Raw genomic sequence first — 19,759 nt, forward strand, 5'->3', positions numbered from 1 at the left:
CCTACTCTTGATTAGGATTAGCCAAATAGTAACCAACTCCTCGTCGCGTCACTAACCATTGCGGGTGACTAGGATTATCTTCAATTTTTTCACGTAGTCGACGAACTGTAACATCAACCGTTCGAACATCCCCAAAGTAATCATAACCCCAAACCGTCTGCAAAAGTTGTTCACGTTTGATAACTTGACCGATATGTTGGGCTAGATAATATAATAATTCAAATTCACGATGGGTTAAATTAATATTGTCTCCGCGCTTCGTAACAGTATAAGCATCTGGATGAATCGTTAAATCTCCGATCTTGATATCATTGGTTTCCGTATCAGAATTTGGAGTATTAACTGCATCTTGTCGACGTAAATTAGCTTTGACCCGCGCAACTAATTCACGATTAGAAAACGGCTTGGTGACATAGTCATCTGCACCTAACTCCAAACCTAAAACTTTATCAAGTTCCGAATCCTTAGCAGTCACCATAATAATTGGAGTACTATGTTTTGCTCGCACTCGTTTAGCAACTTCCAACCCATCAATCTTTGGTAACATCAGGTCTAAAATGATCAAATCAGGCTGATCACTTTCCACTTTTTCAAGGCCTTCTTCACCGTCAAAAGCAGTTACAACCTCGTAACCCTCTTTTTCTAAGTTAAATTTGATGATATCTGAAATTGGTTTTTCATCATCAACCACTAAGACTTTGTTGGCCATTTGAATTCCTCCAATTAATCATGAAATTAATAAGTTTTATCAATCTAAACTTTACTAATTTCTAATTTGTCCGTTTAATTACGTTCTCATTATACCACTTCCATAATAATTAAAAAAAATATCAAAAAAGGCTTGTCAAATCTGCCGATAACTGATAACATATCTATTGTTCTGATAATTATGGGCAGTTAGCTCAGCTGGCAGAGCAACGGACTCTTAATCCGTGGGTCCAGGGTTCGATCCCCTGACTGCCCATCAGAGGTTTACAGAGGTTGAAGTAATAACTTCATCCTCTTTTTTTATATTATTTTTGATGATTAAAATGCTAGGCATCAATGCACTAGCCAAGTTTCAAACCTTAAATGAGCGTCAATTACCTGTATCAAGCTACGTGAACCAGAAGTTGCCTATGTTCTTGCCATCGCTAGTCGTCCTTCTCAATTGGTTGATACCATCAAGGCTTTAATTTTCTACCAATGAATTAGCTAAAATTGATCGAATGTCATCTAAATAAATTAAAAGCTAGGAATTTTCCTAGTTTTTTTTTTAAAATTACTTGCTGATGACCCAACGTCATCATTTAGAATGTTTACAATTACAGAAAGGAGTAAGAAAATGTTAACTAGTGGTCAATTAGCCAAAAAGTGTCATGTCTCTCTTCGAACCGTCCAGTATTATGATCGAAAAGGACTGTTACACGCTCACAGAACTGAAAATAATCGACGAGAATATCGTCCACAAGATCTTTTTAAACTTCAGCAAATTATTATCTATCGTGATCTTGGTTTTCAATTGAACGATATTCAAAAACTGCTTGATAATCAGCAAAACTATCAAGCATTGTCATCAATGATCGATAATCAATCAGCAAAGTTACAACAACAGCTTCATCTAACTGAAGCACAAATTGAAGGATTAAACGCATTGCAAAAACAGCTTAAATCAGATAATGGACTCTCAACTACTCTTCAAAAGCAAATTAAATTTAAAATGACATTAACTGGTCAACTTTACCAGCTCCGCTTAAAGATAATTCTTTGGGGATTAATTATTGATTTTCTTCTATGGGGATCTCTATTTTGGGTTATTTATCAAGGGGCTTCCCAATGGTATTTTGTTTTAGGATTGATCGGTTCAATCCTAATTTGTTGGAAAATCATCTCTTATTATTACCATCATGCTATCTATCTGTGTCCTCATTGTCAGTTCGAGTTCGTTCCACAATTCAAGGAATGGTTGTTTTCTTCACACACACCAAACACAAGAAAGCTGACTTGTCCTCACTGTCATAAAAAAGGCTTTTGTATTGAAGAATACCGTTAACTTTTCTTTGAATTAAGCTAGAGTTGTAATATTAGTCGACTGTCAAAATTTGCTCGCCACTATTCTAAATAAAATTAGTTTTCTTCGAAAAAGTCCTTGTAAATTCAGATAAAGATTGATATTATAATATCTGTTGTCAATGATATGGGCAGTTAGCTCAGCTGGCAGAGCAACGGACTCTTAATCCGTGGGTCCAGGGTTCGATCCCCTGACTGCCCATCTAAAAAAGGACGATCATCATTTGGATGGTCGTCCTTTTTTTAACAATTTCCCAGGAAATAATTAATATTCTGTTACCCGTTTCTTGGTGCGCTCCAAAATAAGGCTGGAGATAATTACTACTAAGACCAGTGCCCCGGCACATGCAATAAATAATGGTTGATACGATAATTTTTCAATTACCATTCCACCAATTGCCGGACCAACTGCTTTACCAAATGAAATTAGTGCATTGAGTAAGCCCTGATAGCGACCCTTTTCGTTAGCTGGTGATAATTGATCAACAACTGCTGGAACAGTTGGGAACACTGTAATTTCTCCCAAGGTTAGAACTACCATTCCAATGACAAACCACCAATATTGCTTAGCAAAAACTAAGACGATAAATGAAAGCGTGATTCCACAAATACCAACATAAATCTTGAGATAGTCATTCTTAACATACTGGTTGACAATATTCATCAGCGGTTGCAACAAGACAACCATTAAACCATTGATCGTCCAGAGAAGACTGTAAAGAGTCATTGAAATCCCATGGTTCGTTACATATACAGACATATTACTTGACCATTGCGAGTAAGCAATCCAAATAATTACCATGGCAATAAACATTGTCCAGATTGTAATTAAATTGGGCCCTGGTAGCTTGGTAGTTTTGGGATGCTTAATTTCTTGTTCTTCGACAGCTGCTTCCCGCTTTCGATCAATTTTAACCCGATAATATTTATACACGATTAGAGTAAAGAACAGGTATAAGATCCCAGTTAATAAGAAAAGTGGACCAACCTGATTACGCGCTAGTTGATACAGTGGTCCGACCACACTAGTGGCAAATACCATCCCAAGATTATTGGAAAAGTAAATCATATTAAAAACAAAGCGCCCATCATGCCCATGAACCATCGTGCCATATGAGTTATGGAGTGTTACCAGCCACCCGTTAAAAAATCCCACTAGAGTTAACATTACTGGATAAATCGGCCAGCCACTTTTCCAAACCAGGACAAACATCGTGATTACCGCTCCCAGGATTCCTTCAATCATTAAGGTTCGTGGATTATACCGGTCAAATAGGATTCCTGCGATATAACTGCCAACCACATTTGCTCCCGAATAATAAAGAATAACTAGCCCAGCAATGGTTAATGATTGATGAAGTTGGTCATGAATATAAACTGTCGTTAGTGGCCAAACAAAGCTGTTTCCAAAGTTAACTAGAAATACTCCAATCAGCAGCCAATGGAGTTTGATTCCTTTATTCATCGTCTGTTTCTCTCTTTCTATAATTAAAAAGGCTGGGATTTTCCCAGCCGATTTTATTGATCGTCATGCTGATAATCAATTGAAGCAAATTTATTATATGTTTTATTAAATAACAATTTAACTGTCCCTCGTGGACCACTCCGGTTCTTATCAATAATCACTTCAACTTCACTCAGACTTGGAACGTCTGCGTCTTGCTGATTAGACTGTTGATTACTATCCTGATTATCATTGCCCGCTTCACGCTGATAGTAGTCCTCACGATATAAGAAACTAACAATATCAGCATCCTGTTCAATTGAACCAGATTCACGAATATCAGATAATACCGGTCGCTTATCTTGCCGTTGCTCAACTCCCCGCGAAAGCTGAGAAAGGGCAATGACCGGGCACTGTAATTCCTTTGCTAATTTCTTCAGTTGCCGCGAAATTTCTGAAACTTCTTGTTGACGGTTTTCAGAGTTTCCACCTTCAATTAATTGCAAATAATCGATCACAATTAACCCAAGGTTTCCGGTTCGTTTAGCTAACCGCCGACACTTCGCCCGAATTTCGGGAACCCGAATTCCAGGGGTATCGTCAATATAAATATCAGCAGAATCTAATGTGCTAGCAGCAACCCATAGACTCTGCCACTCATCTTGAGTCAGTTCACCAGTCCGTAAATGGTTTGCGTTGATACTTCCTTCTGCACAAAGCATCCGGTTAACTAATGACTCTGCCCCCATTTCAAGGCTAAAAATCGCGACTGACGTATTATTCTTAATGGCTACGTTTTGCGCAATATTTAATGCAAAGGCCGTTTTCCCCATTGCAGGACGAGCTGCAAGAATCACCAGCTCATCTGGGTGCAATCCAGTCGTCATCTTATCTAGTTGCGGATATCCGGTTGCAATTCCGGTCACATCAGATTTCTGCCGGGATAATTCAAAAATTTTATCAACTGATGAATTTAATAAATCACCGATTTTTTGTAAATCTGTATTATTATTGCTTTCCGCAACCCCTAAAATTGAACGCTCAGCATCGTCCAACAAATCAGTCAGGTCTTCTGTATCATCATACGTTTTGCTAACAATCTTTGTTGCCGTATCAATCAGCTTACGCGAAGTCGATTTTTCCTTAACGATCTTAGCATAGTATACAACGTCTGCTGCCGTTGGCACGGCACCGGCCAATTTTGCTAGATATTCAACTCCACCAACGTTTTCAGTTTGGTTCTCACGATCTAATTCGTTTTTTAACGAAACTACGTCAATTGGCACATCCTGGTCATTCAACTTAATCATCGTGGCAAACAGAATCTGGTGAGCACGAGTATAGAAGTCTTCAGGTTGAACGTACTCCATGGCTTCTACAATCGCATCTTTCGCCAAAAACGCTGCCCCTAGAACCGCTTGTTCAGCTTCAAGATTCCGTGGCGGTGTTCGATTAATCTCTGGCGCGTTATCCATGGATCGTCCTCCTTACCTCAATAATTGATGCTAATCATTTATTTTTCCGCAATATGGACCCGCATCTTCGCTTCAACATCGTGGTGTAACTTAACCTTCACGGTTACATATCCAAGGGCCTTAATTGGGGCCGCTAATTCTAACTTCCGCTTATCTAATTTAATATTGTATTGGTCTTGAAGAGCCTTAGCAATTTGCTTACTGGAAATGGAACCAAACATCCGACCATCGGTTCCAGCTTTCCCTTTCATTTCAAGAACCATATCATCGCTTTCCAACATTTGTTTTAATTTCTTTGCTTCCGCTAATTCTTCAGCCTCTTGTTTTTCTTTGGAACGTTCTTGGCCTTGAACTTCACTTAAAGCTGATTTAGTTGCTAATTTTGCCTTCCCACGTGGAATTAAAAAGTTTTGGGCATAACCATCTGGTACGTTCTTAACTTCGCCACGCTTGCCACGTCCTTTAACATCTTCTACAAAAATAACTTTCATTCTAATCACTCCTCAGCATTCACAGGATCATCCTTTGAATTGATGATCTCCATTAATTGGTGTTTAACATCTGAAATTGATTGGTCTTTAACCTGAGTTGCTGCATTAGCTAAGTGGCCTCCGCCACCCATTTTTTCCATAATTAATTGGACATTGTAATCACCCATTGATCGAGCAGAAATTCCAACCACATCATTCGATCTTCTTGTAATCACAAATGAAGCGTCAACGCCCTCGACCTGGAGCAACATATCAGCAGCCTGTGCAGCTGTCACTGGATCATAAATCTTATCATCCGCACCAACACACAATGCTATTTTATCATTTAAAAATTCGGTATTGGAGATTAAATGGTTCCGTTCCATAAAATCATCAACATTTTCCTTCATAAAGTATTGGATCATTAATCCATCAGCACCAGCAGATCGAAGGTAGCTAGCTGCATCAAAAGTTCTGGTCCCGGCATTTTGAGTAAAGTTCTTTGTATCTACTTCAATCCCGGTCAACATTGCAGTTGCCTCTAGCTTATTCAAAGCCTTCCCTTCACGTGGCTGATATTCAAACATTTCTGTAATCAATTCACAAGTTGAGGAAGCATATGGTTCAATGTAAACCAGTAATGGATTCTCTGGAAATTCTTCACCCCGGCGGTGATGATCAAAAATTACCGTTCGATTTTCAAGACGTGAATAGAGTTTTGGTGCCATTGATAAACTAACCTTCGAATGATCAACCATTACCAAGAGACTCTTGTCAGTCGCTTTATCCATTGCCTGTTCAGGGGTCACTAAGCAGTCATTAATGCTCTGATAATCCTGAAACTGAAAAATCAATCTTGCAATGTCTGAGTGTAGTCGTTCTTGATCCAGAACAATCCAGCATTTCTGACCATTCATTTCTGCAATTCGACGGACTCCTAGGCAAGCCCCCATAGAATCCATATCAGGACTATTATGTCCAACGACAAAGATTTGATCAGCCTGGTTCATCAATTCTTGGAAAGCATGACTGATGACTCGTGCACGGACCCGCGTCCGTTTTTCCATCGGATTAGTTTTTCCACCGAAGAATCGTGCTTGCTCATCATCTGCACGAACAACAACTTGATCACCACCACGACCAAGGGCTAAATCAAGATTACGTTGTGCAGTATCTGCTAACTTAATAAAATCTGTTTGCCCATATGAAATTCCAACACTTAACGTGACTGGTGAATTCATCTTCGAGGTATTTTCCCGAATGGTATCAAGAATTTTAAACTTCCGTTCTTCAAGTTTATGAAGATCAATCTCATGTCCCATCAGAAGATAATTATCATCATCAATTACCTTTAGCAATAAATTAAACTTGTCAGCCCAATCACTTAATTCTGAAGTCACGTAATTGTGCAGATTAGAAACGTCTGAGTCACTCATCCCTTGGGTTAGTTCCACATAGTTGTCTAAGTAGATATTTCCCAGAAAAAGCCGCTCATTTAAATACCGCTTATTAATTCGTTCGTATTTCGTAATATCCATCAAATAGATGTTGTTAAAACGCTTTTGATAAAAGAATTCAAATTGATGATTCTGCCAGCTAATCACCGTTGGTGCGTGGTCATCCTGATGCTGATCAACAATTTCTGCTAACTCCGGCATGCTATTCTCTAGCTTTTCGCCAACAACAATCTGTTTGCCAAAGTATTTAACCATATACGGATTTGCCCAACGAACCACTCCGCGGTCATTCATAATGATAATTCCCAATGGCATTTCGAGAAGTGCTTCTTGCTGACTGTTTTGAACTTCATAAGTTAAATCACTTAAGTACTGTTCGGTTTCCCCGGCAAGATGTTGGAGTTGGGACAGGCTTAAAATTAAACCAGTAATCCCTAATAATAAAAGAATTATTCCCGCAACCCAGCTGTACAGAAAGGCCATCACAATTGCAATTGTCGTGGTTAACAACAAAAAAAGCGTATTTAAACGTAACCGACGATTCTTAAAAACTTTCGCAATTGTATTTTGACCAAACCAAAATCGCATCTCCCTCACCTCCCAGTAGAATAGTTTAACATTCTTATCTTATCACAAACGAAAAATCAATTTAGTATAAAAAAATAAGATATGAACTAAAAGTTCATATCTCATTTTATAATTAGTCTTCCGCAACAAATGGAAGAAGACCCATGATCCGTGCACGCTTAATTGCAATTGTTAAGCGACGTTGGTTCTTAGCACTAGTCCCAGTTACTCGACGTGGTAAAATCTTACCACGTTCAGAAATGAACCGGCGTAATAAATCAGTGTCTTTGTAATCGATGTATTCAATGTGGTTTGCGGCGATAAAGTCTACCTTACGGCGACGACGGCCACCACGACGTTGTTGTGCCATGAAATTTACCTCCCCGTTAATTATTTAAAACGGTACATCATCAATCGATGGTTCACCACCATCGTTCTTGTCTGATGAACTGTTGTTGTCTTTGTTCGTGCCCATTGCACTATTATCATCAATATTGATGTTGTTGTCATTAGATGAATCATTTGAATCATCATTGTTAAATGGCAACGTACTCAAATCAACCTGATTATCTTGGTTAAAGACCGGTTGATTGTTAGCGGCTGGTTGAGTTGGGTTACTATTGCTAAAATTACCACCATTGTTATTGAACGCATTGTTTTGGTTAAGGTTTTGATTATTATTAAACCCACCATTATTTCCACGATTGTAACCACCTTGGTTATTTGTTCCTTGGTTATTCGACCGTGGTTCCAATAACGCAAAGTTTTCAACGGTAACTTCGGTAACGTAAACACGTTGACCTTGGTTATTTTCGTAATTTCGGGTAGAAAGTCGACCATCAATGCCCACTAATGAACCCTTATGAGTGAAATTAGCGAAATTTTCAGCTGACTTCCGCCAAATAACGCAGTTAATAAAGTCTGCGTCGCGATCACCATTCTGATTTCTGAACTGACGATCGACAGCGACAGAAAAACTGCAGACTGCTGTTCCGCTACCGGTATACCGCAATTCCGGATCTCTTGTTAACCGTCCAGTTAATACTACACGATTTAACATCAGACATCACTCCTCTCAATTTATTTCGTTAAGACTAACCGCGCTTAACGATCATGTGACGTAAAATGTCGTCGCTGAACTTAGATAAACGATCAAATTCGTTTAATGGTTGGTCGTTATCAGTCGTTACGTTAATAACGTGGTAAGTACCTTCTGTGTACTTATCAATTGGGTACGCGAAACGACGAGTTGACCAATCCTTTGAATCAACAACAGTTGCACCATTGTCTGACAGAACCTTATCAAAGCGTTCTACTAAAGCGCTCTTTGCTGATTCATCAATGTCAGGACGAATGATGTAAGTAATTTCATATTTGCGTGTTTCCATGAATGTTACACCTCCTTATGGACTCTGGCCCTTTCTCCACATGAGAAAGAACAAGGAGAGTAGACGTCCTCTAACGTATACTCACAGACTAGAATAATAGCATAATTCTTCTTAAATAACAAGGATTAAGCAAAAAGATCTGAAATTGCGGTCTATTATTTAAAGACGAAATTTCAGATCTTTTTTATTAATTAATTTTCAGTTTTTGATGCTGATTCATCATCTTCAGTAACTTCTTCTTGCTCTTCGGATTCTGAATCGTCCTCTTTTGCAACTCTCGCCATCGTTGCCACCTTTGAACCATCAGCTAATTTAATTAAGTGAACACCAATTGTGGCCCGTCCCGTTTCGGAAACAGTTTCAACACCAAACCGGATAATTACTCCTTCGGTCGTTACTAACATGATATCTTCATCGCCCTTAACCGTTGTTAAACCGGCCAACGGACCATTCTTTTCAGTCACATTAACGGTCTTAATACCTTTACCGCCACGACCCTTAATTGGATATTCTGTCGCAGGGGTCTGTTTACCAAATCCCTTTTCACTAATTACCAGAACTTTGCTATCAGGATCCAATTGGCCTGCACCAATGACAAAGTCACCCTCACGAAGGCGGACACCACGAACTCCGGCAGCTGCCCGTCCCATTGACCGAACTGCACTGGCACTAAAGCTGACCGCATATCCTGCATGAGTACCGATAATCATATTCTGATCATGGTCAATAATTTCCACAGCAATTAATTCATCACCATCATGTAAATTAATCGCCTTCAGCCCATTGCTTCGAATATTCTTAAATTCTTCAACAGAGGTTCGCTTAACAATTCCTTGCTTAGTAACAAAGAATAGATCTCGATTGGCATCTTCATCAGCAGTATTTGAAACGTTAATCACCGCATTAATCTTTTCCTTAGCATCAATTCCGAGAAGATTAATAATCGGAATTCCTTGTGCTGAACGGCCATATTCAGGAATTTCATACCCCTTCATCGAGAAGACCTTTCCTGAATTAGTAAAGAATAACAGCACATCGTGAGTTGAGCTAGAAATTAGATGCTCAATAAAGTCATCGCTGTGAACGCCCATTCCCTTAACACCACGGCCTCCACGATTCTGTGACTTAAATTCATCAACTGGTAATCGTTTAATGTAGCCATTGTGGGTCAAGGTAACGACAATATCTTGCTCTTCAATTAGATCTTCATCTTCAAGATTAGTAATATCGCCAACCTGTAACTCAGTCCGTCGAGCATCACCAAACCGTCGTTGGATTTCCTTCAATTCATCATAGATGATCTGTTGAATTCGTTCTCGGTGAGCAAGAATATCTTTGTAATCAGCAATTGCTTCCATCAGCTTCTTGTATTCAGCTTCAATCTTCTCCCGTTCCAATCCGGTTAACCGAACCAGCCGCATATCAAGAATAGCTTGTGCCTGGCGATCTGATAGGCCATAATTGCTCATCAATTCGCTCTTGGCTACTTCACTCGTTTGTGATTGACGAATGATTTTAATAATTTCGTCAATATGATCAAGGGCAATGCGCAACCCTTCAACAATATGTGCACGACTTTGGGCCTTCTTAAGTTCAAATTCTGTCCGTCGTCGAACAACTTCTTCTTGGTGTTCCAGGTAGTAAGTCAGAATTTCTTTTAAACTTAAAATCTTTGGCGCGCCTTTAACAATTGCTAACATGTTGAAATTAAAAGTCGTTTGCATCAAAGTCATCTTGTATAAATTGTTCAAAATGACTTCTGCACTAGCGTCGCGGCGCACATCAATGACAATCCGCATTCCTTCACGGTCAGTTTCATCATTAACATCGGTAATCCCGTCGATTTCTTTTTCACGTGCTAGCTCCGCAATCCGTTCGATTAATTTGGCCTTGTTAACCATGTATGGAATTTCGTGAACAATAATTTGTTGTCGACCCGTCTTGGTTTCTTCAATATCAACCTTAGCACGAACAATAATTGTTCCCTTACCTGTTTCGTAGGCTTTGCGAATTCCAGATTTACCGAGGACCACTCCACCAGTCGGGAAGTCCGGACCAGGTAAGACTTTCATTAAATCTTCAGTCGTAGCGTCTGGATTATCCATTAACACGTGAATAGCACTAATAACTTCACCCAAATTATGAGTTGGAATATTGGTTGCCATTCCAACGGCAATCCCAGATGCTCCATTAACTAACAGGTTGGGAAAGCGTGCTGGTAAAACGGTTGGTTCCTTTTCCGTCCCGTCATAGTTATCTTGAAAATCAACCGTATCTTTATTAATGTCACGTAACATCTCAACGGCAATTTTGCTCATTCGGGCTTCTGTATAACGCATGGCAGCGGCACCATCACCATCGACTGACCCGAAGTTACCATGACCGTCAACTAACATGTAACGGTAACTAAAATCTTGCGCCATCCGTACCAAGCCTTCGTAAATTGAAGAGTCTCCATGAGGGTGGAACTTCCCCATAACGTCTCCAACAATTCTGGCAGACTTTTTATAAGGTTTATCAGGAGTTACCCCTAGTTCATTCATTCCATATAAAATCCGTCTTTGAACTGGTTTTAACCCATCACGAACGTCAGGTAATGCCCGTGACACGATGACACTCATCGCATAATCCAAAAACGAGTTCCGCATCTGACTAGTTAATTTGACATCAGTAATGCGGTTTGACATTTCTTCTTCAGCCACTCGTCTCGTTCCTCCTCAAATTAAAGGTCTAAGTTCTTAACAAATGTCGCATTCTTTTCGATAAATTCACGCCGTGGACCAACTTTAGTTCCCATTAACATTGGGAAAATTTTATCTGCTGCTGCAGCGTCATCAAGGTCAACCCGCAAAAGATGTCGGTTCTCCGGATCCATCGTTGTTTCCCAAAGTTGTTCAGCATCCATTTCACCAAGCCCCTTGTAACGTTGAATCACTGGTTTTGGACTCGGTTGAAGGGAATTAACAACCCGTTCTAATTCCTCATCCGTTTCAATATATTTAACGAACTTGCCTTGGCGCACTTGATACAGTGGCGGTTGTGCAATATAGACATAGCCTTTTTCAATCATTGGTCGCATGAACCGATAGAAGAGTGTTAATAACAGTGTCCGAATGTGTGCACCATCAACATCGGCATCAGTCATAATAATTAACTTGTGATAATTAGCCTTTGAAACATCAAAGTCTTCACCAAATCCAGTCCCAAGGGCCGTAAATAATGATCGAATTTCATCATTGGCTAAGACCCGGTTAAGACTTGCCTTTTCAACATTTAAAATTTTCCCTCGAATTGGCAAAATGGCTTGAGTTAACCGTGAACGACCTTGCTTAGCAGAGCCACCAGCGGAATCCCCTTCGACGATAAATAACTCAGAGATATTTGGGTCTTTACTCGTGTTATCCGCTAATTTACCTGGCAAGTTACTGATTTCTAACCCGCTCTTTTTCCGGGTAACTTCACGAGCCCGCTTAGCTGCAACCCGCGCTTTAGAAGCTAGCATCCCTTTTTCAACAATCTTCTTTGCGGTGTCAGGATGTTCCATCATAAACCGGTTCATGGTTTCGCTAAAGATATGATCTGTAGCTGTCCGCGCGTCGGAGTTACTTAGTTTGGTCTTGGTTTGACCTTCAAATTGTGGGTTTGGATGCTTGATTGATACAACCGCAGTCAGGCCCTCACGAACATCATCACCGGATAACGTATTGTTGTTACCCTTGAGCTGACCACTCTTCCGCCCGTAATCGTTAATTACCCGTGTGAGCGCAGTCTTAAAACCAGTTTCGTGACTTCCACCTTCATAAGTATGGATATTATTGGTAAACGTTAATAGATTGCAACGATAACCACTCGTGTATTGTAACGAAACTTCGACAGTGATGCCGTTGTACTCACCCTCAACATAAATTGGCGGATCAAAGAGTAACTCATGTCCATGGTTTAAAAATTCAACATAGTGACGAATTCCGCCTTCATAATGAAACTCTTGACGATGATCCTCATCATTTCGTTTATCCTCAATCGTGATCTTGAGTCCCTTGTTTAGAAAGGCAAGTTCACGAATTCGGTCTGTTAACGTTTTAATGTTATAAACCGTTGTTTCACGGAAAATATCGGGATCTGGTTTGAAGTGAACAATTGTCCCGTGTTGGGTTTCTGGAAGTCCTTCTTTAATTACCTTCATCGGCGTCTTAACATGTCCGCCCTGAAAGTCCATATAGTATTCTTTGCCTTGTCGGGCAACTCGCACATCAAGTTCCGTTGAAAGAGCATTAACAACCGAGGCACCAACCCCATGAAGTCCACCGGAAACTTTGTAACCACCATTACCAAACTTCCCACCAGCATGCAGCACTGTAAAAACAGTTTCAAGCGCTGGCTTCCCAGTTTCTTTTTGAATATCGACCGGGATTCCCCGACCGTTATCAGTAACAGTAATACTATTGTCTGCTTCAACAACAACGTTAATTTCATCCGCGAATCCAGCTAATGCTTCATCGATTCCGTTATCAACAATTTCCCAAACTAAGTGGTGCAACCCCTGTGCAGTTGTTGAACCAATGTACATTCCTGGCCGTTTTCGAACTGCTTCCAAGCCCTTTAAAACTTGAATTTGGCTCGCATCATATTTACTACCAAGTTCGGCTTTCTTTTCAGCCTTTTCTTCCTGTAGTTCGCGTTCTTTATTGCTCACGTTGTTTCCTCCTTCGTCAGTGTCCCACCATCAATTTTAAAAATTGTCGGTCGCTTAATTAATTGCCGCGCAACACCGCTCAAACTAGTGGTTGTTAAAAAGGTTTGCACCTTATCCTGAATTGCCGTTAGCAAATGGGTCTGTCGATCATCATCTAATTCAGATAGGACATCGTCCAACAACAGTAACGGGTATTCTCCGGTTTGGTCTTTCATTAGGTCAATTTCGGCTAATTTTACTGCCAAGGCCGTCGTTCTTTGCTGGCCCTGCGAACCAAAATGCTGCACATTTTGACCATTCACAATGAAATGAATGTCATCTCGCTGTGGACCAGCGAGCGTTGTTCCAAGACTAATTTCACGTTCTAAATTATTACTTAACAGCTTACGGAGCTGTGTTTGTAAATCATCAGCTGTTGTTTGCCCATCAATCGTTAACTGCGTTACATATTTAAGCTGGAGTCGTTCTGTCTGTAGCGAAATATGCTCATGCAACTGTTGCGCCCATTTTTCTAATTGTTTCAACAGCTTATAACGGGATAACACAATGGCCGCGCCGTCTTCAGCAAGCTGATCAGAGAGTACCTCAAGCAAAACCCGATCTGTCTGTTCACCTGATCGTAATTGTTTAAGGTACTGATTTCGTTGCTGAAGTAGTGAGTGGTAGTGGCTAACGTTGTATAAATAAGCACTGCTCATCTGTCCAAATTCCATATTCATAAATTGACGACGAACTTGAGGTGCTCCTTTAACCAAAGCTAAATCCTCTGGAGCAAATAGCACGACGTTCAAATTACCAACGTATGCTGATAAACGATTTTGGTATAGATGATTGACTTTAACCCGTTTGCCCCCCTGGGCTATCTGAATTTCTAGCGGAACGCGTTCCACTTGTTTTTGAACTTTTCCAGACAAAAAAGCCTGCTTCTGCTTCCATTGGATCAGTTCACGATCTTTAGAAGTACGGTGGCTTTTGGTTAATGCTAAAACATGGATGGCCTCAAGTAGATTTGTTTTGCCTTGGGCATTTTCACCAATAAAAACATTAATCCCTGGTGAAAAATTCACTGCTAATTCACCATAATTACGGAAATGTTTCAGCTGCAGCTCCTGCAAAATCATCGACCATCACTGCTTACTTTCAATTTTGACAGATTCAATCCCTACAATTTCAACTTGATCATTAGGGTACAGCTTTTTCCCCCGTCGATCATCAAGTTCGCCATTGATTTTGACCTGATGTTCCTTTAAAAACCACTTAGCCGCGCCGCCAGTTGGAATGATTCCTTCTTCTTTAAGTAGCTGGCCGAGAGTAATAAAGTCACGATCAATTTGGAAAACTTTACTATTATTCACCATATTCACCTGCTTTACTAAGGTTTTATTATAGTCTTTTTTTTAGTCAAAAACAAATTTAGACAACCTCTCACGCGATTTTAGCCAATTTAATGGTCATGAGTGTTTTTCATCAAAATTGCCCTAAATTCGTCGAGAATCGCTATATTTATCTTTAAGCATTTTAACCGAACAAAAAAACATGAAGTCTAAATCAGGCTTCATGTTTTTTAATTACTGCTTGGCTATTAAAATGTCCGAACCGGCGTAATCAACTGAACAAAGTTTTCTTGATCTTCGGTTGGGACTAATGTAAACGGTCGCAATGGGGAAGTAAATGATAATAAGACACTGGTTTGACCGAATGATTTCAATGCATCACTCATGTAATCCGGGTTAAAGGAAATTTCTAACTTAGCACCATCAAGCTTATCAAAGGTTACATCTTCCTCAACGTTACCAACATCTGCAGAATCACCGCTAATCTTAGCAGAATTGTTTTCAGGATCGAGTGTTAATTTAACCACATTATTGTGGCCTTGATGTGACAACAATGATGCTCGATCAATGGCTGCTAAAAAATTACCTGCTTCTAATTCAACGGTTGTATCCGCTGTATCAGGAATCAACCGGCTCGTTTCAGGATACATCCCTTCAAATAACCGTGAGTAGAAAAGCGCATTGCCAAATTGGAAAAGAACCTGATTTTCAGCAATCTGAATTTGGATATCATCTTTGATATCCGCAATCATTCTTGCTAATTCAGTCATACTACTTCCTGGAATAACCACGTCATAACTTTGACCATTGGTTGGCACTGCGACTTTTCGCTGAGCAAGACGATGGCTATCAGTCGCTACCGCAGTTAATTGATCATCGGCTAACCGCATATGAATTCCCGTTAAAATTGGTCGACTTTCCTGTTTAGAAACCGCAATTCGAGTCTGTTCAACAACATCGCGGAGTAAGTCCGCTGAAACGTTAATAGTTGACGCGCTTTCGATTTCTGGAAGATGCGGATAATTATTGGCATCTTGGCCATTAATTTTAAATTCTGCAGAACCAGAAGAAATTTTTGCTTGAAAGCCATCACGAACTTCTACTGTTACTTCTTGATTGGGGAGTCGTTTTATGATTTCACCAAAGAACCGAGCAGGTAACACAATGGCACCTGGTTCTTCGATAGTTAATGATGTTTGACCGTCATCCACAGAGAGGGTTGTTTGGATAGTAATATCTGCATTGCTTCCAGTTAAAACGACTTTCTGGTCTTCAACAACGATTTTTACACCAGTCAAAATTGGAATGGTGGTTTTTGAAGAAATAGCTCTTAAGACATTATTTAGCTGGTTAACGAAAACTGATCGATTAATTGTAAATTTCATTGTCTGGCACCCCTTAATATATATATTTAATTAATATTATAACTAGTAGTAGTAATAGGTCCTGTGGAAACTGTGGAAAAATAATTCAAATATAAGCCATTCTTTAGTTTTCCATATGTGGAAAACTTGTTGAAAACTTTGGGATAACTTTAAAATTATCCACAACCATTAAGGACGTAAATCTTTCTTTAATGAATTAATTTCTTTTTGTAAATCGGCATCGGTAGTCATTTGCTTTTCAATTTTATCGATTGCGTGGAGAACGGTTGTATGGTCTTTGCCGCCGAATTCTTTACCAATTCGGGGGAGGGAATTATCCGTTAATTCACGTGATAGGTACATTGCAATTTGACGTGGAATAACGATGTTTTTAACCCGTTTTTTACCAGTAATATCGCTTTGGTTAATGTTAAAACGAGCAGCCACCTTTTTTTGAATTAGATCGATTGAAAGGGTTGCAGGGGCGTCATTACCAATTCCTTGTAAAGCCTCCTGAGCAACTGCTTCATTAATAGAGGTTTTGTGTAGATCAGCAAAAACCCGAACGCGCATTAATGCTCCCTCAAGTTCACGAACGTTGGTATTAATTTTTGAAGCAATAAAGTTGAAAACTTCGTTGGGGATTCCTTGGAGATTTTCTTCTTCAGCTTTCCGATTTAGGATAGCAATTCGGGTTTCTAAGTCAGGAGCGGTAATTTCAACTGTTAACCCCCATACAAAACGTGAAACAAGACGGTCAGTTAAATTTGGAATCTCCTTTGGATTCTGATCAGCAGTTAAGACAATTTGCTTATTATTATCATGCAGACTGTTAAAAGTATTGAAAAATTCCAGCTGAGTGCCATTTTTTTCACTAAAGAATTGGACATCATCAACTAGTAAGGCATCAAGGTCCCGATATTCTTGTCTAAACTGTTCTTGGGTCCCCGTTTTGATGGAATTAATATAGTCGTTCATAAAGTTTTCACTGGTAACATATTTAATTTTGGCATCAGGATTATGAACGAGCATGTTATTGGCAATGGCTTGCATTAAGTGAGTTTTACCTAAGCCAACATCGCCATAAATAAGGAGTGGATTATAGAGACCACCCGGCTGTTCAGAGGCCGCAAAAGCTGATGCGTACGCAAATTGATTAGTTCTACCTTCGACAAAATTATCAAAAGTGTATTCAGGATTGAGCGGAGTTTGCGTTTTATATGTTGGTTGGTCTGTATCAGGCTCGTTTTTTTTCATTAAATCCTTGGTTAGAACGTAAATTGGTTCAATCTCTTCGCCAGTTTGTTCATGCAGAATGTGCTTTAATTGAATGTTCAAACTCTTCTTCCACCAGTCAAGATGGTAGTCAGTTGGTAAGACTACCGTTAGTTGATGGTTTTGAAGAGAGTATGCTTTTGCCGGAGCAACGACGTTTTCGTAAGTCGGTGGGGTAATCGACTGCTTAAACTCGTTTTGGACCGTTTCCCAGAGAGAATCGAGCTCAGTCAAAATAATTCCTCCTCAGAGTAAAAAATTGTGGATAAATAAAAAACCAAGAATAATTTTATCATTAGTTTTAAAAGTTTTCCACAGGCAGTGAAAAATTTGATCCACAAAATACACAACGCTGTGTGGAATTTATTCACAGGGGTGTGAATATGTGGAAATATCCACAGGAAAATAAAGATATCCACAAAAAATTGTGGATATCAACAAGCGAAAAAGTGATTAACATTGGAATTAACAGTATTATCCACAGAGCTGTGGATAACTTTGTTGACAACCATGTGATTTCTATCATTACCGTGAAAAAGCCTGTGAATTAAGAAAAATCAATTTTGAAAAAAAGGTAACGCTGTGGATTATTTTAAATTACTTGTGGATAACTAAAAAAATTTTCGCTAAAAACGCCCTTTATCACATAGGGAAATTATGATATACTTTGACAGTATGTTTGAAGAGTTTGTCCATTTTGGACGATAAACCACAACAATTATTACTATGCCGAGGAGGTGCAAAAGCTTATGAAGCGCACATTTCAACCAAAGAAGCGCCATCGCGCTCGTGTTCACGGCTTCCGCGCTCGGATGAGCACTAGCAACGGTCGCAAGGTATTAGCCCGTCGTCGTCAAAAGGGTCGTAAAGTATTATCTGCATAAAAAAGTCCGTTTAGGCGGCTTTTTTCTCAGTAGGGAGCAGGGCCATACACTTTGCTACAATTCTAATATTGTAGTGTTGGTATGTTCCTCCTCCCTTTTTTAGTTACTGAGGGGTTTAAACTACAATGAGAAAATCATTTCGAGTAAAAAAAGAGAGTGAATTTCAACGGGTTTTCGAAACACATAATTCCGTTGCTAATCATAAATTTGTTATCTACCAAATGGAAAAACCAGGACAACCTCATTTTCGAGTTGGGATTTCCGTTGGTAAGAAGATTGGAAATGCTGTCCATCGTAATTGGCTAAAACGGCGGATCCGGCAAACATTATTAGAAGTAAAACCTCAGTTAAAATCTGAAGTTGATTTTCTAGTGATTGCCCGTCCGGCAGCAGATGGGATGACGATGGCAGATACCAAAAAAAACTTGGTTCATGCTTTAAAACGCGCACACTTATTAGTTGAGGATTAAAAATGAAAAAACATTCAAAAAAACTGCTGAGCTTATTAGGGATTTTAAGTTTGACCCTGTTCTTGGCAGCATGTTCCAATAAACCAATTACCAGTCATAGTACCGGACTTTGGGATCACTATATTATTTATAACTGTTCACGGTTCATTATCTGGTTGTCGAATCACTTTGGTGGTTACGGGATGGGGATTATTATCTTCACCATTATCATCCGAATCATTATTTTACCGTTGATGTATTATCAAACGAAGTCAATGATGCGGATGCAAGAACTAGCACCAGAATTAAAGAAGCTCCAGCAAAAGTATTCTTCTCGTGATCGAGAAACGATGCAACAACTGCAAGTGGAACAACAAAAGTTGTATAAGGACGCAGGGGTGAATCCATTTGCATCAATGTTGCCATTAATTGTTCAACTACCCGTTATGTGGGCGCTGTATCAAGCAATTTGGCGAACAAATACGTTGCGACACGGAACATTTTTGTGGTTACAATTAGGTCATCCCGATCCATACTATGTTTTGCCAATTTTAGCGGCATTGTTTACATTTATTAGTTCTTGGTTGTCAATGGCTTCCATGCCAGAAAAGAACTCGATGTCAACGGCAATGACTTGGTTCATGCCAATTATGATTTTCTTTATGGCATTGGGCTTCTCATCAGCGATTACCCTTTACTGGGTGGTTACGAACGCCTTTCAGGTTGTTCAAACGCTCCTTTTACAAAATCCATTTAAGATTAAGCGGCAACGGGAAGCTAAACAGCGAGCTGAACGACAACGGAAAAATAAAATTGCTCACGCTAAGAAAAATGCAGTGAAGAGTAAGCGAAAATAAAAAAGTGCCACTAGCCTGGCAACCACTTGTTGGTTCGGGTTGGTGGTTTTTTA

18 protein-coding genes and 2 tRNA genes are annotated in these 19,759 nt (G+C 39.6%); 6 read left to right on the forward strand and 14 right to left on the reverse strand.

Going from position 1 to position 19,759, the window contains the following annotated elements; translation table 11 throughout:
* Position 1: 1 nt before the first annotated feature.
* On the reverse strand, positions 2-709 hold the full coding sequence (gene yycF / locus Q0C76_RS01885) for a response regulator YycF (RefSeq protein ID WP_295728973.1): 708 nt from the start codon (positions 707-709) through the stop codon (positions 2-4).
* Between the two features lie 182 nt (positions 710-891).
* Between yycF and Q0C76_RS01890 the strand changes: the two genes are divergently transcribed.
* The 3 genes from Q0C76_RS01890 (at position 892) to Q0C76_RS01900 (ending at position 2,251) form a co-directional block, all read left to right on the forward strand.
* Positions 892-964: transfer RNA gene (locus tag Q0C76_RS01890), tRNA-Lys, on the forward strand.
* Positions 965-1,324: 360 nt separating this feature from the next.
* Positions 1,325-2,032, forward strand: coding sequence for a MerR family transcriptional regulator (locus Q0C76_RS01895; RefSeq protein WP_295728976.1), 708 nt, complete (start codon positions 1,325-1,327; stop codon positions 2,030-2,032).
* Between the two features lie 146 nt (positions 2,033-2,178).
* Positions 2,179-2,251 (forward strand) — tRNA-Lys (locus tag Q0C76_RS01900).
* A gap of 63 nt (positions 2,252-2,314) precedes the next feature.
* On the opposite strand, the gene Q0C76_RS01905 is transcribed toward Q0C76_RS01900, so the two are convergent.
* From Q0C76_RS01905 to dnaA, 13 genes are all read right to left on the reverse strand, one after another.
* Complete coding sequence (locus Q0C76_RS01905; protein ID WP_295728979.1) at positions 2,315-3,514, reverse strand: MFS transporter; 1,200 nt, start codon at positions 3,512-3,514, stop codon at positions 2,315-2,317.
* A gap of 53 nt (positions 3,515-3,567) precedes the next feature.
* Positions 3,568-4,968: a replicative DNA helicase gene (gene dnaB / locus Q0C76_RS01910; RefSeq protein WP_295728982.1), complete on the reverse strand. Its 1,401-nt coding sequence runs from the start codon at positions 4,966-4,968 to the stop codon at positions 3,568-3,570.
* 38 nt (positions 4,969-5,006) lie between these two features.
* Positions 5,007-5,459, reverse strand: coding sequence for a 50S ribosomal protein L9 (gene rplI, locus Q0C76_RS01915; protein ID WP_295728985.1), 453 nt, complete (start codon positions 5,457-5,459; stop codon positions 5,007-5,009).
* A gap of 5 nt (positions 5,460-5,464) precedes the next feature.
* Positions 5,465-7,483, reverse strand: a complete 2,019-nt coding sequence (locus Q0C76_RS01920; RefSeq protein WP_295728987.1) for a DHH family phosphoesterase — start codon at positions 7,481-7,483, stop codon at positions 5,465-5,467.
* 112 nt (positions 7,484-7,595) lie between these two features.
* On the reverse strand, positions 7,596-7,832 hold the full coding sequence (gene rpsR / locus Q0C76_RS01925; protein WP_003682305.1) for a 30S ribosomal protein S18: 237 nt from the start codon (positions 7,830-7,832) through the stop codon (positions 7,596-7,598).
* 24 nt (positions 7,833-7,856) lie between these two features.
* Positions 7,857-8,522 carry a single-stranded DNA-binding protein gene (ssb, locus tag Q0C76_RS01930; RefSeq protein ID WP_295729021.1) on the reverse strand — a complete coding sequence of 222 codons (666 nt, stop codon included), beginning with the start codon at positions 8,520-8,522 and terminating at the stop codon, positions 7,857-7,859.
* Positions 8,523-8,556: 34 nt separating this feature from the next.
* A complete protein-coding gene (gene rpsF, locus Q0C76_RS01935) occupies positions 8,557-8,850 on the reverse strand; it encodes a 30S ribosomal protein S6 (RefSeq protein ID WP_006917481.1) in 294 nt (97 codons plus the stop codon).
* 191 nt (positions 8,851-9,041) lie between these two features.
* Positions 9,042-11,552 (reverse strand): DNA gyrase subunit A, encoded by a 2,511-nt coding sequence (gyrA, locus tag Q0C76_RS01940; RefSeq protein WP_295729025.1) that lies wholly within the window; start codon positions 11,550-11,552, stop codon positions 9,042-9,044.
* A 20-nt stretch (positions 11,553-11,572) separates the two neighbouring features.
* Complete coding sequence (gene gyrB / locus Q0C76_RS01945; RefSeq protein WP_295729028.1) at positions 11,573-13,543, reverse strand: DNA topoisomerase (ATP-hydrolyzing) subunit B; 1,971 nt, start codon at positions 13,541-13,543, stop codon at positions 11,573-11,575.
* A complete protein-coding gene (recF, locus tag Q0C76_RS01950; RefSeq protein ID WP_295729031.1) occupies positions 13,540-14,664 on the reverse strand; it encodes a DNA replication/repair protein RecF in 1,125 nt (374 codons plus the stop codon). The genes gyrB and recF overlap by 4 nt, the downstream gene beginning before the upstream one ends.
* A 6-nt stretch (positions 14,665-14,670) precedes the next feature.
* Complete coding sequence (gene yaaA / locus Q0C76_RS01955; protein WP_295729033.1) at positions 14,671-14,898, reverse strand: S4 domain-containing protein YaaA; 228 nt, start codon at positions 14,896-14,898, stop codon at positions 14,671-14,673.
* A 227-nt stretch (positions 14,899-15,125) separates the two neighbouring features.
* Complete coding sequence (dnaN, locus tag Q0C76_RS01960; protein ID WP_295729035.1) at positions 15,126-16,262, reverse strand: DNA polymerase III subunit beta; 1,137 nt, start codon at positions 16,260-16,262, stop codon at positions 15,126-15,128.
* Positions 16,263-16,430: 168 nt separating this feature from the next.
* Positions 16,431-17,750, reverse strand: a complete 1,320-nt coding sequence (gene dnaA / locus Q0C76_RS01965; RefSeq protein WP_295729037.1) for a chromosomal replication initiator protein DnaA — start codon at positions 17,748-17,750, stop codon at positions 16,431-16,433.
* Between the two features lie 515 nt (positions 17,751-18,265).
* Between dnaA and rpmH the strand changes: the two genes are divergently transcribed.
* The 3 genes from rpmH to Q0C76_RS01980 all read left to right on the forward strand — a co-directional run bounded on the left by rpmH (position 18,266) and on the right by Q0C76_RS01980 (position 19,706).
* Positions 18,266-18,400, forward strand: a complete 135-nt coding sequence (gene rpmH, locus Q0C76_RS01970; protein ID WP_006917488.1) for a 50S ribosomal protein L34 — start codon at positions 18,266-18,268, stop codon at positions 18,398-18,400.
* Positions 18,401-18,525: 125 nt separating this feature from the next.
* A complete protein-coding gene (gene rnpA, locus Q0C76_RS01975) occupies positions 18,526-18,870 on the forward strand; it encodes a ribonuclease P protein component (RefSeq protein ID WP_295729040.1) in 345 nt (114 codons plus the stop codon).
* A gap of 2 nt (positions 18,871-18,872) precedes the next feature.
* On the forward strand, positions 18,873-19,706 hold the full coding sequence (locus tag Q0C76_RS01980) for a YidC/Oxa1 family membrane protein insertase (protein WP_295729042.1): 834 nt from the start codon (positions 18,873-18,875) through the stop codon (positions 19,704-19,706).
* Positions 19,707-19,759: the final 53 nt, after the last annotated feature.

The sequence above is a fragment of the uncultured Limosilactobacillus sp. genome, from assembly GCF_934202705.1.
In the GTDB taxonomy this organism is placed as follows: Bacteria; Bacillota; Bacilli; order Lactobacillales; family Lactobacillaceae; genus Limosilactobacillus.

Bases quoted from the DNA above. Each gene is read 5' to 3' on its own strand.
- yycF (WP_295728973.1), bottom strand. From the start codon at position 709: ATGGCCAACAAAGTCTTAGTGGTTGATGATGAAAAACCAATTTCAGAT.
- Q0C76_RS01895 (WP_295728976.1), top strand. From the start codon at position 1,325: ATGTTAACTAGTGGTCAATTAGCCAAAAAGTGTCATGTCTCTCTTCGA.
- Q0C76_RS01905 (WP_295728979.1), bottom strand. From the start codon at position 3,514: ATGAATAAAGGAATCAAACTCCATTGGCTGCTGATTGGAGTATTTCTA.
- dnaB (WP_295728982.1), bottom strand. From the start codon at position 4,968: ATGGATAACGCGCCAGAGATTAATCGAACACCGCCACGGAATCTTGAA.
- rplI (WP_295728985.1), bottom strand. From the start codon at position 5,459: ATGAAAGTTATTTTTGTAGAAGATGTTAAAGGACGTGGCAAGCGTGGC.
- Q0C76_RS01920 (WP_295728987.1), bottom strand. From the start codon at position 7,483: ATGCGATTTTGGTTTGGTCAAAATACAATTGCGAAAGTTTTTAAGAAT.
- rpsR (WP_003682305.1), bottom strand. From the start codon at position 7,832: ATGGCACAACAACGTCGTGGTGGCCGTCGTCGCCGTAAGGTAGACTTT.
- ssb (WP_295729021.1), bottom strand. From the start codon at position 8,522: ATGTTAAATCGTGTAGTATTAACTGGACGGTTAACAAGAGATCCGGAA.
- rpsF (WP_006917481.1), bottom strand. From the start codon at position 8,850: ATGGAAACACGCAAATATGAAATTACTTACATCATTCGTCCTGACATT.
- recF (WP_295729031.1), bottom strand. From the start codon at position 14,664: ATGATTTTGCAGGAGCTGCAGCTGAAACATTTCCGTAATTATGGTGAA.
- dnaN (WP_295729035.1), bottom strand. From the start codon at position 16,262: ATGAAATTTACAATTAATCGATCAGTTTTCGTTAACCAGCTAAATAAT.
- rpmH (WP_006917488.1), top strand. From the start codon at position 18,266: ATGAAGCGCACATTTCAACCAAAGAAGCGCCATCGCGCTCGTGTTCAC.
- rnpA (WP_295729040.1), top strand. From the start codon at position 18,526: ATGAGAAAATCATTTCGAGTAAAAAAAGAGAGTGAATTTCAACGGGTT.
- Q0C76_RS01980 (WP_295729042.1), top strand. From the start codon at position 18,873: ATGAAAAAACATTCAAAAAAACTGCTGAGCTTATTAGGGATTTTAAGT.